The following is a 14,176-nucleotide window of genomic DNA, read 5'->3' as shown; positions in this document are numbered from 1 at the left end:
TAAAAATAGTAACTTCGAATTTCTAGTCGGCGCTACATTTTTTATATTTTATATATTAATGTAATTGATAAACATTTTAAATAAATGAAAAAGTAGTATTAGGCAAGTTATATAAATTCCTAATACTACTTTTTTTACTTTATTATGGATATAATAAGTTATTATGCTAATTTTATCAGTTAATCCGCTTGATTTTTTAGCAAACTTACGGCGGTATGGATATGTACAACGTCCAATATAAACATCAATAAATAGACAGATGAAAAGGATAATCGTATTAATATGCTTTATTTAATACAAAAAGGAAGAGATGTACTTCCTAAAATAGAAGCAGTGTTTTTAAAATTAGCAGATATTTTTACAAGAGATTTATTATATCTATTTTTATAATTAGGTTACTTGCTGTAACAGGAATAGCAAATATAATGTTGGCTAATAGTATTTATGAAATGGAAGATGACTTATAAAATAAAAGATACACCCAGCTAATATATATATGTATTAGAAGTAAAGAATCTTGTAATAAGTAATTTAATATATTTAGAGACTTTGTTTATTGGATTTGTAATACTGTAGCATGTAATACAAAATAAATAGAAATTATAATACATTCACATATTAAGAGATAAAAGTTGTTGAGATAGGATTTAAAAGACTATCTTATTTTTTTGTTACGGAGTGGTGAAGCGTATCTGTGGAGAACCAAAATTATTAGAAAAATAATTTAATGAATTAACCAGAGTAATATAATATTTAACTAAAAAAACAGCTGAACTTGTATCAGTTGTTTTTTTTATGTTGGTAATTTAGAAGTGGTTTTTTTATTATATTTTAGAAATATTTAAAATAATATCTAAAATAGCAATTTTATATAAAAGATAAACCTAATCTATTTTTATTATAAATATATTTAATGGATACTATAGAAATAAGTTTGATAAATAATTTGGAATAATGTATGTTTATAATTTTCTTGAATTTTAATTAATCTCATACCTCTATTTGTAACTTCCAAAATTATAGGATTAGGATAGGTAGTTTGTGGTAATTTCTTAAGCGTATTAACTATTAATAATTTATATTTATTTTAACAAGTTTTTATAAGACTCAAGGGAAAGATATGTAAAAAAGAAAAATTGTGTTATTATTTATATATAAATTGGTTAAAGGATTGAGATTATGATGAATAATATTGAAATAATGAGTTTCCCTGCAAGTTATGGTGAAAGTTTTTTAGTAAAGATTCAACAAGAAAAAAAGTATTATAATATTTTAATTGATTGTGGATTTAAAGATACATATAGAAAATACATAAAGCCTGAAGTGCTAGAATGTAAAAGAATAGATTTAGCAATTTTTACACATATAGATGATGATCATATTTCTGGTGCTTTAGAACTTTTTTCAGATGAAGAAATTTTAAATAAAGTTACTATAGGAGAAATATGGTTTAATGATTTATTTAAATTTGCTATTCATAAAAAGTTACAGTACACTAATTCAATAGAAAGTAAAGATAAATCGCTGGATTTTATGCATAACAATAATAGGGAATCATTATTTGATGATGAGGTAAGTTATGAAAAAGCTAAAACTTTATCTAGTTACTTGATTAATGATAAATTCATGAATAAATGGAACACTTTATTTGATGGGCTTGTAGAAACTGAAATAAACTCATATAAAGAGCTTTATTTAAATAAGGATATAAAAATAGTTGTATTATCTCCAAGTAAGGAAAGGTTAGATGAGTTATTCTTAGAGTGGTGCAATTATTTAAAAATAGATATTGATAAAATATCAGTAGATGAAAAAATGGTAGAGAATTGTAATAATTATTTTTCTAGTATTGATAAGCAAATAAAGAGAGAGAGATTTGATGAACAATGTTCAAATGATGAATTTGATATATCAGAATTAGCAGAGAAAGATTTTAATGAAAATACTACTGCTAATAATGCGTCTATTGCCTTTTTTATAGAAACGTTAGATAGGAAAATATTATTTTTAGGGGATTCTAAAGCGGAAGATGTTGAAATAAGTTTAAAGAAGTATATTTCCGATAAAAAAATTAACAAAATAGATTTTGAACTAGTAAAAGTAAGTCATCATGGGAGTAAAAATAATACAGATACAAACTTTTTTAATATAGCAAGTTCTAAAAAATACTTAATAGCGACTAATGGAAAAAGGTTTAAACATCCTGACTTAGAATGCTTAAGTAAAATAATAGTTAAACAAAAAGAATTTAAAAAACTATATTTTAATTATTATCATTCAAGAGTCTACAATAAGCTAGAAGATAAAAACTTGAAATCACAATATAATTATGAAATGGACATGCCAGATAGTTTAGACATAGATAAAACACTAATAATAAAGCTAATGGATGGTGAAGAGTAATGAACTATAGTTTTGTTTGTAGATTAATATGTAATGGTAAGTTTAAAGGTACAGCTTTTTTTATAAGAAAAAACATAGTGATTACAGCAGCACACAACTTTAAAGATATAGATTTATCAACGGCAGCACTATGTATTAAATTTGAATCACCAAATATTCAAGAATTAGAGGTTGAAAGCGTTATCAATGTAAGTGATTTAGATTTTGTACAACTTATATTAAAGAGAAACGTTAGTTATGATGAATTTCCAGAAATTTCAGTAGAAGATATTGATGCGGCAGATGCATTAACAACATTCGGTTATCCAAATGATCATCAGTCATTTATTAAGCTAGATTATTATACCGAGTTAACAGGAGAGGCAGCTGACCATAGTTTAATGGTAAATTACGAAGAGGAAGGGGCAAGATGGAATGGCATTTCAGGAGCACCTTTAATTTGTGATGGATATATAAATGGTATAGTTATAAAAAATAATGGTGGAGATGGTCTAAAAACTAGACTCAAAATTGTCAGCTTTAATAAGATAATAAATTATTTAGTAGATAACGATTTAAAAGAGGCTTTAGAGAATATACCACAAAAATTTACTACATCACAATTATATCAACGAATGATAAATAACAAAGAGCTGTGTGATAAGTTGTATTATAGCACAAAGTATAAGTCAGATGAAACTAATCTTGATATGAATTTGCATTTTTTGAGAATTAATGAGAGAAAAAGAGTTGATATGTATGGATTTAATTCATATATACAAGATGCAATAGGTTCATACTCTTTAATGCTTGATGATTTATATAGCAATAAACAGGTTGATAAATATGATGAAAAAATAAAAAGGTTTATATATACTAGTGAAAGAATAGCAAAAGTAAAAGCAAGAATGAATATTAAAGAAAATATAGGCCTAATTATGTTATGGATTCTTTCAGAAGGAATATTGTTAATACCTAGAATTGGTAGATTTTTGGTTGAGAGAGAAGGTACTTTATTTGAAGAAGATCTATATTTTAAGAGAAGTGAGGAAAGGGTAACTTTAGTTATTCCTTTTGTATCTATTTATGAAGACTTATTTGAGTCAATAGAAAATATACTTAAAAGCATAAATAAAAGTATTAGTAGCGAAACAGACTTAGTTGATTATGATTCAATAGAATGGGATGGAAATGCAGTAAGTTGTCTTGATTATAGATCACAGGTGATGATAAATAAAGTATTGAGTGGAAATAAAGAGCAAAAGGTTAATGTAGAGATAACAAGTTTAATAATATATAGTACAGATATGTATGGTAATATACCAGAGGTAATTGATAATGATTCAAGGGCTATAAAATTTTTTGAACAAAAGTTCTTTGGAGATTTTAGGAAGGATATAGGAGGATACTTGAAAATGATTCCAAAGTATGAATTTATAGATAGAATTAAATTAAACTTATTTATAGTGCCAATTTCAACTATCAGTGATCTAGATACAATTTATGAAGAGAGTAGGTAATTAAGATGGTTTTATTAAATAAGACTGATGTTGAATTTATTGATAAATTAATTAATAAGTATACTATTTTATATATAAAGAATGATTTCATTAACGCAGAAATTAGTGGTGATGTAGATTTGCGCGAAGTTAAAATTGGATTAGGAATATCTAATCTGATGTCAACATCAAAGAAGTACTCATATCAAATGAGAGCTTTAAAATTTGCAACAGTCATATCGAATATTATTGATAGTCCTATTTTATTAAAACGATGTGTGAATATCTTGAAAAATCTTACTATTTTCACATTTGAAGATGTATTAGCTAGGAAAAAAGGATATAAGGATACTTTAATCCAAACAAGGGGAGTTGCCTTATTTGAAAGTTTGTATATGGAAGAGTTCTTCACTAAGAGATTTGGAAATATAGAAGAACGAATTAATAAGTTTCAGTTAGAAGTAAGCAACGCAATAGAGTATTCACAAAACATTAGTGTATCAGCTCCAACATCTATTGGAAAGTCATTCTTAATGAAGAAGATACTTATAGATTTCTTATTAGAAAAAGATGGGGGGAATATAATTTACTTGGTTCCTACGAGAGCTCTTATCAATGAGGTTATGAATGATATACAGAAGGAGATTAACTATCAAGGGATATCAGGCAGATTCTTTGTTAGTTGTTCTTCGGAAATCAGCATAGATAAACTCACCAAGAGAGGTGTATTTGTCTTAACTCAGGAGAGGTTAAATCAATTATGCAGTAATATTGAAGGGAGTTTTTTAAAAGTAGACCTAATTATAATTGATGAAGCACAGCAGATAATGCATGGTGCACGGGGGGTGCTTTTAGAGTATACTATCAAAAGAGCAAAAGATATTTGGAAGTATGCTAAGCTTTTCTTTATTAGCCCTCTTATACAAAATCCTCAAATATTTATTGATAGGTTTAAACTGGATAATGAGTATCATCTGAATGAGAAACGCCCATCAGTGAATCAGAATATAATTAAATTGGAGAAAAGCAGCAAGAGGTCTCGCATTGATATAAAATACAATGGAATATTAGTGGGTGACTTTGAATTTAAGAAAGCTAAACTAAAAAAGCAAGAAGATAGGATTGCATATATTATAAATTCATTTAATAATGGTGAAAATTCAATCATTTATTGCAATATTCAGAGCCTTACGAGGAAAGTATGTAATACATTAATCAATACTTATGAGTATCCAATAGATGAGAATCCCGAGTTGGATGAATTTTCAAACTTCTTAAAAAATTATATATGTGATCAATATGATTTAGTAAATCTAATAAAAAGGGGTCTTGCATATCATTATAGCAAATTACCAAGCATTATAAAATTGGGCATAGAAGATTTGGCATCAAAAGGATATCTTAAAATAGTTGCTTGTACATCTACATTATTAGAGGGAATAAATGTACAAGCTAATAACATATACATTTTTAATCCTAGTAAAAATGCACAGCCTTTAACCAACTTAGATTTTTGGAATCTTTCAGGGAGAGCAGGAAGGATGAGTAAAGATATTTGTGGGAATATTATATGTATAGATTTTGGTAAGTGGTTTGAGAAAAGTTACGCAAAAAGAGAAATAGAAGATGTTGAATTTAAGAAAAATTTAGTTATAAGAAATGACATTAAAAAGTTTTCTGAGTTTACAAGAAATAAAGAAGAAATAGTTATAACGAGAGCAAATAAAAAAGAAATAGAAACATTTCAGCAAGTAGAGGGAGTACTTATTCTTGAGAAAATTGAAGGTGTGAATATTATTGAGACATATTCAGATCAAGGCAATTTAGAAGAAATTAAAGAGGTAGAGTGTATAATAACGGATATAGTTCAAAAAAACGTTGTTCCGGAAGAATTATTAAAAAAATTAGTTGGAATAGATATTAAATCTCTTAATAACCTGTGGAATTTATTTGAAAGAAACACAAAAAGTATACAAGCATATATACCAATAAATCCATTTGGAGAAGGCGTAAATAAAAGATTCAAGGATATTTTAGATATAATTAATGATGTTTTTTTCAATAATACAAATAGCGAAAAGCGTTTAGCAGCAATTAGAGTAGTCGCTTTAAATTGGATGCAGGAGAAAAGTTTAAAGAGTATATTATTCCATAATTTTGATCCTAAGCAATATACATCTAAAGAAATTAATAATAGAATAGAAGAATCAATTAGTTTTTTAAATGACGATATAAGATTTACATTTAGCAAGTATATATATGCATATCAAGAAACTTTAAAAACATTCTTAGAAAATACAGATAGACATATGTATATTGAGAAAATACCAAATTACCCTCTGTTTTTGGAATTTGGAGCATCAAATAAAGTGACTTTAGAGTTAATGACGCTGGGAATATTTAGAGAGGGCGCTATAGAGGTAGCTAAATATATTTATGGAGAAGATTCTAAATTAATAATTGATGAGTTAAAACATTTAGATTTAAGTACCATAAATATGAATACCTATATAAAGAAAAAATTAAAAGAGAAGATAGATTTGATGATATAATATTTAAAAATCAAAGATAAAGAGCAATTTTACAGCAGAATAAAAATTTAATTAATAAGTATAATATATATTTATTATGAAAAGAACCAAATAAGTAAATGTTAATAAATAAGCCAATGATATTAAGGGTACTGTCATTGGCTTATGTTATTAATTATTATGTAAATGATGTTTGTAAAATGAGTGATTTAACTAAGAATAATATAGATTCTCTTTATAAAGGAATAACTTTAGCTATAAATAACAGAATAAATAAAGTTGTTTCAACAATAAATTCTCAAATGATATAGTCAGATAAATTTATTTAATATGTTTAGGTTATATGGTACAGTGAATAACCTTTTGAAAGTTGATATAGATAACATGAATGTATCCTGCGATTTTAGTTTTAAAACAAAACGTAATTATGATAAAAATTATTAAGATATAAAACAATGTAAAATTGTAATTTTTGTAAATTTAATTAAAAAATAAAAAAGTTTAGAAAGGGCAGAGCATAGTTTTGAAAGAATTGAACAAATAGAGTTGTTTTAGGAGTTATTGTTATGAAATATCAGTTAAGTTTAGCAGGATATTGGAAAAAGAGTTGCGGGGGGATTTAGGACAGGTTTTGGATTATAGAAGTGGCAATGTATATAATGAATACTTTTGTGGTCCTGGTGAGATAATATTAAGAGAGTATGAAGATAAATATAGGAAGCTTGTAAAAGATATAAATTATGAATTTTATTTTCACGTAGTATTTTAAGTAGATGGAAGACTCTTGTTCTTATATGCTAAAGGGAATACGATAGATAGATTTAAAATTTTTTATGATGAGAAATACAATTATATATTAGATCTAAAAAAGATAAGTAAAAAGTACTTATATGATAATGGCTTTTATTTTTATAGTGATATACTTTTATAAAAGATTAACAAAAGTTTTACAAAATATTAGAACAATTTGTTAAATTGAATAAAATTTAAAAGGAAAATGAGTGATATAAGATTACTGGAAATAAAATAGACCAATTTTATAAGATTCTTTCAACTATATAGGGAAAAAGATTGAGATAATTGTATTTTGTAATAAGGGTATTGCGATGAATGAATATAAAATAGGATTCACAAACAAGGACAGAAAAAGAATTTCAATATTATCTTTCGAACTAAAAGATGATGAAAGTTTTAGTCCATGTATAAGGAATTCTTTTAGGGATGCTAAGTTTGCAAAAAAGATTTTTAAAATAATTGCCGAGGATAAAAACATTGATAAGAAGATATATAGCATTTCATCCTTGGAATGTGAAGAAATATTTAAATTTTGTGAATATATAGAGGAAATGTTAGTTGTTAATTCTTTTTAACTTGAAAGTGTGAGATATCTTTCATTATAGTTTAGCTATATTTAAAGGTATTTTTTATTTTACAAAGGTATTTAAATTTATATATTTAGTGGAACTTGTTTTGAAAATTAAATTGAACAACTCTTTTATAAAAAGGGATTATATAGATTATAAATAGGAATTAACAATTATTTAGCAGTGTTAGCTTTAAAAGCAGCATCTATGGTGTTTAATACTGCAATCCGTTGTAGCTATATTTATAAATATAGTTACGCTTGCAAAGGTAAGTATACGGGATTATTACTAACCAGAAATTTTATGTGCATAGCAAATCGTCTCAGTTTTACTGAGACGATTTGCAGCAGGGCTGTAAATCCTTATCACGTAAGGGATAAGCGAAACGATTAACTTGAAAATTTGATGAAAAAAATAAGTGGAAATTTTAGAAAAATTATTATAAAAATCTTATCTAATAAATTGATAATGGATAAGAAGTATGTATACTGTCTTTAAATTATTAAAGGAGATGGTATATATGAAGAAAGAAATAGATAAATACAATTGGGAGTTAGATGAAAAAACACAAAATATTTATGATAACTTATGTGTTCAAATAGAAAAGATATTTAGACATTGTAATCAAGGATCGTACAAAACACGTGAAAGGTATGAGGATGGAGTTAAAAACTTTGCAAAATTTATGGCTGATGTATTTAAAAAGCAGAATCTAAATAATATAAAGCCTAAACATTTGTATGCTTATACAGAGTTTATGCAAGATGTTGGATACTCAACAAGTTATATTACTACTAACTTGTCGGCTTTTAGGTTTTTCTATGATCAAGTAGGAAATGATAGCAGTAAGTTACCTAACAATAATAAATTAGGTGTAATTAGCAGAAGTAAAGAAGAAAGAATAGGAGATAATAAGGCTTGGTCACCAATGGAGATAGAAACATTTGTTAGATATGCAAGAGATGTAGGACAAGAGAGATATGGGGATATGGTAAGACTAAGTAGTCAATTGGGACTTAGGTTACATGAGGTATGTAGATTAGATAAAGGACATTTGGGACAAGCATTAGATGAGGGGAAGATATCTATTAAGGGAAAAGGAGGGATTGTTAGAGATGTGCAGGTAATAGATAAGACTTTAATAGAAAGGCTATATGAGAGTACCAAAAGAGGTCACAAAGTATTCATAATGGATGGGGTGCAAACACATAAGGTTATAAAGAATATACAAATGTTCATCTATAATAACCAGGATAAATTTGTGTTAGATAAAGATAAACAACTAACATTTCATGGATTAAGGCATTTTTATTGTCAGAATAGATACAAGGAACTAATTAAAAGTGGATTAACTGACTTGCAAGCTAGAAAAATTGTAAGTAGAGAGTTAGGTCACTATAGAATAAGTATTACAGAAATATATTTAAATTAGTGAATTATTAAAAAATCTTGGTTTAAAAGTTGAAAGTAGGATATGTACTCTATATAATACATTAAACTTTTAGATTAAAGGAGAGATGTATTATGGAGAAAGAATTTATAAAATTTAGCAAGGATTTTATGTATGTTATAGGAGACAATGGCGATAGAGTAGATGTACCCCAATTAGTTGCTAAAGCATTTAATAGGCATAGATATGTTAAAGAAACTAAGGAGTTACAAGTACAGTGTGTCCAGTGTAAAATTTGGATTGCAATTATGAAAATTATTGACGGTAAATTTGTAGATATACATGATAAATCTATGATAGATAAGATATTTATAAGAGATAGACAAGAATTCTATTTTAGTAATAGATGCTTAAACTGTAAGGAGAAATTAACAGTAAAAAAAGAAAGTAATATTATTAATCAAATTGAAAAAAATAATAAATATAGTCTCTATTTGAAACCTTCAAATAAAGAGTATTTAGAATTTAAAGCAGCAGCTTTAGGCATAGATATTGCAGAAACATTAAATAGAATTATAGAAAAAGATAAAACAGTAGATAACATACAAAAGTTAAAAGATGAATTTGCTAAAAGAGTAGATAGAAAATTTAAATTGTAAACATTGCGCTAACAACGCTAAAAGCATCCTGTAAAGGATGCTTTTTTGCGGTATTATCCAGTAAGAAGGAGGTGAAGATTTATGGGAGATACTGAAATAAAATGTTTTGATAGTAGTAATTTTACAAAAGAAAACAATTATTATATACAACTACTTTATCGAATTTTAAGAAAAGACGGTAAACCTATAACAGAGTTTAATAAGGATAATGCTCTTATCTTAAATAGAGTACAAGTCATATATGATTTATTTAATAAAGAAAGTAACGTAGAATTTGAAAGAGCAAAAATAGAAGTAAATATAAAAATAGCAGCTAAAGATACTCATGATGAAATTTTCATTATAGAGAAGAAAATTAGTGATGATACAGGGGAATTTTATGCTGATAGTTAATACAGATGCAAGTAGTAAAAAGGAAAAGCCTAATATTTTAATAGGATATGTTATTTATAAAGATGATGTAGTTATGAGTAAAGATGTTCGAGAAATTGATATAACAAAAGAAATAGAGGCTAAAAAAATTAATGAAACTATATATATAGAATTACTTTCAGTGAATTTTGTTTTAGAGGAATTACTAAACAATCAGATTTATGATGAAGCTGAAATTAATATTTATAATAATAATACTAGTGTAATTTATATACTAAACAGGCTCTTTAGACATAAAAGAAAAACAACTAAAATAGAAGAAATTTTAAAAGTAGAATTAGAAAATGCGAAAAATATGATAAGTAGGATTGGAACCGTAAAATTTAAGTATATTAGTAGCAAAGATAACAAGGCTCATAATACCCTAGAAATTATAGAAAAGCATGTAAAGTATATACGAAATTTATGCTAATAAGAAAATGGGAAGAAGATATTAAAGAGTTAAGCATTGAAAATATTAAGGAAGAAGAATTTCTTGTAACAACGGCAAAGGGAAATAAATTTAGAGTAAACATAGAAAATGATATATGTACATGCAAGTATTTTTATTATAATAGGAAAACTTGCAAGCATATTATTGCCTGTAAAAGATATAAGTAAAAGCATAGCCATTAGCATTTAAAGCTAGTGGCTAAAAAAATATAAAAAAATATCAGCTCAAAATTTGATTTTAGATTTTATATCCGTATATTGTCTAAAAATTAAGTTTTGGAGGTGATGTAGTATATGTATGACACATTTACTTTTAATAAAATAAAGACAAGGGTGACAAGAGATAATTTAGAAAATGGATGTTATATATCTAATAGCAGTCAAGTATTAGGTAGCATTGATATAGATGAAGATAACATGGAACAATTATTTGATCCAATATTAGAAGTGTTTTATAACATTTTACAAAAGGAAGGAAAATTACAATAGAAGAAAGGAAGTAGATATTATGAAAATGAGAGTTGTAGCATATGCAAGATATAGTTCAGATAACCAAAGGGAGGAGAGTATATATGCACAGTTAAGAGCAATAAAGGATTATGCCAAACAAAATAATATGATAATTGTAAAGACCTATGCAGATAGGGCTATGAGTGGAACGAAGGATAATAGACCAGATTTTATGCAGATGATAATGGATAGTAGAAAAGGGATATTTGATGCAGTCATTGTTCATAAATTGAATAGATTTTCTCGTAATAAGTATGATGCTGCAAAATATAAACATAAATTGCAAAGGAATAATGTTAAACTATTAAGTGTATTAGAAAAGTTAGATGATAGCCCAGAAAGTGGGATAATGGAATCTCTATTAGTTGGTATGGCCGAGTATGAATCAAAAAAACTGGCTAGAGAAGTCATGAAAGGTTCTTTAGAAAATGCAAGAACATGTAGACATAATGGTGGATTACCTCCCCTTGGATATAGAGTTGATTCAAGAACACAGCTATATATAATAAATGAAGAAACTTCACCAATTATAAGACTTATATATGATTCTTATATCAATGGTAAAGGATATAATTATATTGCTAATGAATTAAATAAAAAAGGATTAAAGACAGCAAAGGGAAACAAGTTAACTGTATCTACAGTCAAAGATATATTAAAAAATGAAAAATACATTGGAACTTATACTTACAATAAAGCTGAAGCAAAAAATGTTGATGGGAAAAGAAATTCACATAAATCAAAAATTGAAGATCAAATAATTAAAATAGAGGGTGGAATGCCAGCTATTATTGATAAAAAAGATTTTGAAGAAGTTAAAAGAATTATGGAAAGAAATAAAAAAATTCATAACACCTACAATGCAAAAGAAGTTTATCTACTTTCAGGACTAATAGAATGTGGAGAATGTGGTGCTAAAATGAATGGAAATATATCTTATTATAAAAGTAATGGAGAAAAATTAAGATATATAATGTATCGTTGTACCTCAAAGTCTGGAGAAAGCAAAGAGCATACTAAAAGCATAAGAAGAGATATCTTAGAAGAATATATTATTACAGAGATGGAGAAAGTTATTTTTTCAGATCAAGCCATAAATTATTTAGTGAAAGAGTTAAGTAAGTTTTCAAATTCTAAAGGAAAGCAAATGCAGGATGAATTGAGATTTACTAAAAATAAATTATCTAAAATAGAAAAGGATATAGAAAACATTTTGTTAGTAGTTGCAGAAGGCAATAGACATGCTAGCTTAATGGACAGGCTATCTAAATTAGAAGAAGAGAAAGAAAGTTTAGTTATACAATTGGAAGAGACTAAATTAAGTTATCCAGAAACAGAACCAATTACAGCTTCTTATTTAAAGAAGATATTTAAGGAACATAAAGATATATTAGAACAAAGAGATAAGCAACTTATAAAGAAGTTTATTGCGTTATATGTAGAGAAAGTTATGGTGTTTGAGGACTACGTAGATGTAGTCTTTAAATTATCACCACTTTTGGTTCAACGTAGTCACGCTGAACCTTACCATAAGTAAATGGGTCTTTACTAAAATTGGATAGAGTGTGTTTAAATTAAGTTATAATGAGTTTTCAAGCAATTATAGATTAATTATATGCAATAATGTATAATAAAAATGTACATTAATATAGAGATAAATTTAAATTTAAAAGGGGGAACTTTTATGAATTATGTAGTGATGCAAGTAGTTTTAAAAGAAAAATTTCTTGGAACAGGGTCTGGAAATCTGACGGAATTAGAAGAAGTCATAAATGCTCAAGCGGCAAAGGGATATCGATTACATACAATTACTACAGCGGCATCAGGAAGTAAAGGGATGCTTGGTGGAGATAGAATTCAAGCGACATTAGTGTTTGAAAAATTATAATTATAAATTCCTGTTTTACGGAGATATCAATTGATATATAAATCAAAACAAATATATATTATAAATTTAGAAACAAAAAAACTTTTACTTGTGTTTAGGGATACATGTAAAAGTTTTTATTTTTAGAAGGGAGAAATATATAATGAAAAAGATTCATTTAAGAGCAATTTAGAGAGGTAAATCCAGTAAAGAATGATTTATTAAAAATAGATAGTGAATTAGAAAAACTAGATAAGAAAAGAGTTAAATTATTTTAAGTGTTTTCAATGAAATTTTAATAATCTTTAAAGTTTTCAGTTAATTCCATAGATGTTATATAGCTTATCTCAATGAGGTAGGCTTATTTATGTTCTCTAAAAAATCTATATGATAGTAACATGAATAAATAGGATTGTACTACAAAATAATGGGTAACTATGATCTTTATCATATTGGCTCATTTTTATTTACTAAATGAGAATGAGGTTCTATGCACTATGTAGTGCTGATAAAATATAAATATACATTACAAAAGACTGGAGGAATTGTTTATGACAAGAGATATTTTTAATGCATAGCAGAGGCTATCGCATTATTATAAAAATGTAATGAAATAGCCTTTGCAAATCCTAAAAATTGAATGACTAGGAGGAGCAAAATGAGCTATTTAAAAAAATATCAATGGGAACTAGTTCCTGAGAATTTGCCGGTGGTAAAAAGAAATTGCCCTAAATGTAATCAAAAATCACATTATATAAATAGTGAGAAATTTAGAGTAAATGCAAATAAAAATAGCATTGATATTTGGTTAATTTATCAGTGTGAAAAATGTAAATCTACTTGGAATATGACAATATATGAAAGAATAAATCCTAGTGATATTAATAAATATAAATATGAAAAAATTCTTTCTAATGACAAGGAATTAGCTAGAGAATATGCCTTTAATTTGTAAGAGATGGGATGGAGATACATGTTTTGAAGGAAGTAGAGAATATAGAAGTTTTACAAGTTATAATATAAGCTGATTTATCAACATGTATGAATGTAATTAAGATATAGAGAGTTTAGTTTGGAATAATAAATGACTTTCTACTGATATGGAAACTA

General features: G+C 26.4%; 15 protein-coding genes. All 15 read left to right on the top strand.

Going from position 1 to position 14,176, the window contains the following annotated elements; all coding sequences use genetic code 11:
- The first annotated feature begins 1,179 nt into the window (after positions 1-1,179).
- The 15 genes from AAT22_RS12495 (at position 1,180) to AAT22_RS12435 (ending at position 14,021) form a co-directional block, all read left to right on the top strand.
- On the top strand, positions 1,180-2,403 hold the full coding sequence (locus tag AAT22_RS12495) for an MBL fold metallo-hydrolase (RefSeq protein WP_047001460.1): 1,224 nt from the start codon (positions 1,180-1,182) through the stop codon (positions 2,401-2,403).
- On the top strand, positions 2,403-3,902 hold the full coding sequence (locus AAT22_RS12490) for a hypothetical protein (protein ID WP_047001459.1): 1,500 nt from the start codon (positions 2,403-2,405) through the stop codon (positions 3,900-3,902). The genes AAT22_RS12495 and AAT22_RS12490 overlap by 1 nt, the downstream gene beginning before the upstream one ends.
- Before the next feature lie 5 nt (positions 3,903-3,907).
- Positions 3,908-6,433, top strand: a complete 2,526-nt coding sequence (locus AAT22_RS12485) for a DEAD/DEAH box helicase (protein WP_047001458.1) — start codon at positions 3,908-3,910, stop codon at positions 6,431-6,433.
- A 98-nt stretch (positions 6,434-6,531) separates the two neighbouring features.
- A complete protein-coding gene (locus AAT22_RS19115) occupies positions 6,532-6,723 on the top strand; it encodes a hypothetical protein (RefSeq protein WP_156174322.1) in 192 nt (63 codons plus the stop codon).
- 320 nt (positions 6,724-7,043) lie between these two features.
- A complete protein-coding gene (locus AAT22_RS19110) occupies positions 7,044-7,181 on the top strand; it encodes a hypothetical protein (RefSeq protein WP_156174321.1) in 138 nt (45 codons plus the stop codon).
- A gap of 337 nt (positions 7,182-7,518) precedes the next feature.
- Positions 7,519-7,782 (top strand): hypothetical protein, encoded by a 264-nt coding sequence (locus tag AAT22_RS12480; protein WP_047001457.1) that lies wholly within the window; start codon positions 7,519-7,521, stop codon positions 7,780-7,782.
- Between the two features lie 514 nt (positions 7,783-8,296).
- Positions 8,297-9,208 (top strand): site-specific integrase, encoded by a 912-nt coding sequence (locus AAT22_RS12475; protein WP_047001456.1) that lies wholly within the window; start codon positions 8,297-8,299, stop codon positions 9,206-9,208.
- 92 nt (positions 9,209-9,300) lie between these two features.
- Positions 9,301-9,825 (top strand): hypothetical protein, encoded by a 525-nt coding sequence (locus AAT22_RS12470; RefSeq protein WP_047001455.1) that lies wholly within the window; start codon positions 9,301-9,303, stop codon positions 9,823-9,825.
- Positions 9,826-9,906: 81 nt separating this feature from the next.
- Positions 9,907-10,218: a hypothetical protein gene (locus tag AAT22_RS12465; protein ID WP_047001454.1), complete on the top strand. Its 312-nt coding sequence runs from the start codon at positions 9,907-9,909 to the stop codon at positions 10,216-10,218.
- Positions 10,205-10,669: a hypothetical protein gene (locus AAT22_RS12460; RefSeq protein WP_047001453.1), complete on the top strand. Its 465-nt coding sequence runs from the start codon at positions 10,205-10,207 to the stop codon at positions 10,667-10,669. The genes AAT22_RS12465 and AAT22_RS12460 overlap by 14 nt, the downstream gene beginning before the upstream one ends.
- The gene (locus AAT22_RS12455; protein ID WP_047001452.1) at positions 10,663-10,857 is read left to right on the top strand and encodes an SWIM zinc finger family protein; all 195 of its coding nucleotides are present in this window, start codon (positions 10,663-10,665) and stop codon (positions 10,855-10,857) included. The genes AAT22_RS12460 and AAT22_RS12455 overlap by 7 nt, the downstream gene beginning before the upstream one ends.
- A gap of 126 nt (positions 10,858-10,983) precedes the next feature.
- Positions 10,984-11,178 carry a hypothetical protein gene (locus AAT22_RS12450; protein ID WP_047001451.1) on the top strand — a complete coding sequence of 65 codons (195 nt, stop codon included), beginning with the start codon at positions 10,984-10,986 and terminating at the stop codon, positions 11,176-11,178.
- A 19-nt stretch (positions 11,179-11,197) separates the two neighbouring features.
- A complete protein-coding gene (locus tag AAT22_RS12445; RefSeq protein WP_052953958.1) occupies positions 11,198-12,736 on the top strand; it encodes a recombinase family protein in 1,539 nt (512 codons plus the stop codon).
- Between the two features lie 147 nt (positions 12,737-12,883).
- Positions 12,884-13,087: a DUF4177 domain-containing protein gene (locus AAT22_RS12440; RefSeq protein ID WP_047001450.1), complete on the top strand. Its 204-nt coding sequence runs from the start codon at positions 12,884-12,886 to the stop codon at positions 13,085-13,087.
- 637 nt (positions 13,088-13,724) lie between these two features.
- Positions 13,725-14,021 carry a DUF1062 domain-containing protein gene (locus AAT22_RS12435; RefSeq protein ID WP_047001524.1) on the top strand — a complete coding sequence of 99 codons (297 nt, stop codon included), beginning with the start codon at positions 13,725-13,727 and terminating at the stop codon, positions 14,019-14,021.
- Positions 14,022-14,176 lie beyond the last annotated feature (155 nt).

The organism is Clostridium sp. C8, from assembly GCF_001010885.1.
Taxonomy (GTDB): Bacteria; Bacillota; Clostridia; order Clostridiales; family Clostridiaceae; genus Clostridium; species Clostridium sartagoforme.
This window is presented reverse-complemented; position numbering and strand designations above follow the sequence as displayed.

Bases quoted from the DNA above. Each gene is read 5' to 3' on its own strand.
- AAT22_RS12455 (WP_047001452.1), top strand. From the start codon at position 10,663: ATGCTAATAAGAAAATGGGAAGAAGATATTAAAGAGTTAAGCATTGAA.
- AAT22_RS12490 (WP_047001459.1), top strand. From the start codon at position 2,403: ATGAACTATAGTTTTGTTTGTAGATTAATATGTAATGGTAAGTTTAAA.
- AAT22_RS12495 (WP_047001460.1), top strand. From the start codon at position 1,180: ATGATGAATAATATTGAAATAATGAGTTTCCCTGCAAGTTATGGTGAA.
- AAT22_RS12465 (WP_047001454.1), top strand. From the start codon at position 9,907: ATGGGAGATACTGAAATAAAATGTTTTGATAGTAGTAATTTTACAAAA.
- AAT22_RS12435 (WP_047001524.1), top strand. From the start codon at position 13,725: ATGAGCTATTTAAAAAAATATCAATGGGAACTAGTTCCTGAGAATTTG.
- AAT22_RS12480 (WP_047001457.1), top strand. From the start codon at position 7,519: ATGAATGAATATAAAATAGGATTCACAAACAAGGACAGAAAAAGAATT.
- AAT22_RS12445 (WP_052953958.1), top strand. From the start codon at position 11,198: ATGAAAATGAGAGTTGTAGCATATGCAAGATATAGTTCAGATAACCAA.
- AAT22_RS12470 (WP_047001455.1), top strand. From the start codon at position 9,301: ATGGAGAAAGAATTTATAAAATTTAGCAAGGATTTTATGTATGTTATA.
- AAT22_RS12440 (WP_047001450.1), top strand. From the start codon at position 12,884: ATGAATTATGTAGTGATGCAAGTAGTTTTAAAAGAAAAATTTCTTGGA.
- AAT22_RS12450 (WP_047001451.1), top strand. From the start codon at position 10,984: ATGTATGACACATTTACTTTTAATAAAATAAAGACAAGGGTGACAAGA.
- AAT22_RS12485 (WP_047001458.1), top strand. From the start codon at position 3,908: ATGGTTTTATTAAATAAGACTGATGTTGAATTTATTGATAAATTAATT.
- AAT22_RS12475 (WP_047001456.1), top strand. From the start codon at position 8,297: ATGAAGAAAGAAATAGATAAATACAATTGGGAGTTAGATGAAAAAACA.
- AAT22_RS12460 (WP_047001453.1), top strand. From the start codon at position 10,205: ATGCTGATAGTTAATACAGATGCAAGTAGTAAAAAGGAAAAGCCTAAT.
- AAT22_RS19115 (WP_156174322.1), top strand. From the start codon at position 6,532: ATGTTAATAAATAAGCCAATGATATTAAGGGTACTGTCATTGGCTTAT.